The sequence below is a fragment of the Staphylococcus sp. EG-SA-2 genome, from assembly GCF_017152085.1.
The window spans coordinates 1-757 of record NZ_JACYHC010001061.1 but is presented as its reverse complement, the minus strand read 5'-3'; the positions used below and the strand labels follow the sequence as shown (position 1 = coordinate 757).

Here is a 757-nt window from a genome sequence, read left to right as displayed (position 1 = left end):
AACCGCCAACACCAGAGTGGGGCGCTATGTTGCAACAAGGTCGTGATTTTATTTCGTCTCATCCAATTATGTTGATTGCACCTGCTTCAGTCATTGCTATAACTATTTTAATTTTTAATTTAACCGGTGATGCACTAAGAGATAGATTGCTGAAACAACGGGGTGAATATGATGAGTCTCATTGATATACAAAATTTAACAATAAAGAATACTAGTGAGAAATCTCTTATTAAAGGGATTGATTTGAAAATTTTTAGTCAACAGATTAATGCCTTGATTGGAGAGAGCGGCGCTGGAAAAAGTTTGATTGCTAAAGCTTTACTTGAATATTTACCATTTGATTTAAGCTGCACGTATGATTCGTACCAATTTGATGGGGAAAATGTTAGTAGATTGAGTCAATATTATGGTCATACAATTGGCTATATTTCTCAAAATTATGCAGAAAGTTTTAACGACCATACTAAATTAGGTAAACAGTTAACTGCGATTTATCGTAAGCATTATAAAGGTAGTAAAGAAGAGGCTTTGTCCAAAGTTGATAAGGCTTTGTCGTGGGTTAATTTACAAAGCAAAGATATATTAAATAAATATAGTTTCCAACTTTCTGGGGGCCAACTTGAACGCGTATACATAGCAAGCGTTCTCATGTTGGAGCCTAAATTAATCATTGCAGACGAACCAGTTGCATCATTGGATGCTTTGAACGGTAATCAAGTGATGGATTTATTACAGCATATTGTATTAGAACATGGTC

General features: G+C 34.7%; 1 protein-coding gene and 1 pseudogene. Both read left to right on the top strand.

Annotated features, from left to right (window positions below):
• Window positions 1-185 (top strand): annotated as a pseudogene (locus tag IDG60_RS27890) (nickel transporter permease); the annotation flags it as partial.
• The coding region (locus IDG60_RS27885; protein WP_206161018.1) for an ATP-binding cassette domain-containing protein at window positions 172-757 on the top strand (586 nt) is incomplete at its 3' end. The pseudogene IDG60_RS27890 and the gene IDG60_RS27885, both read left to right, overlap by 14 nt.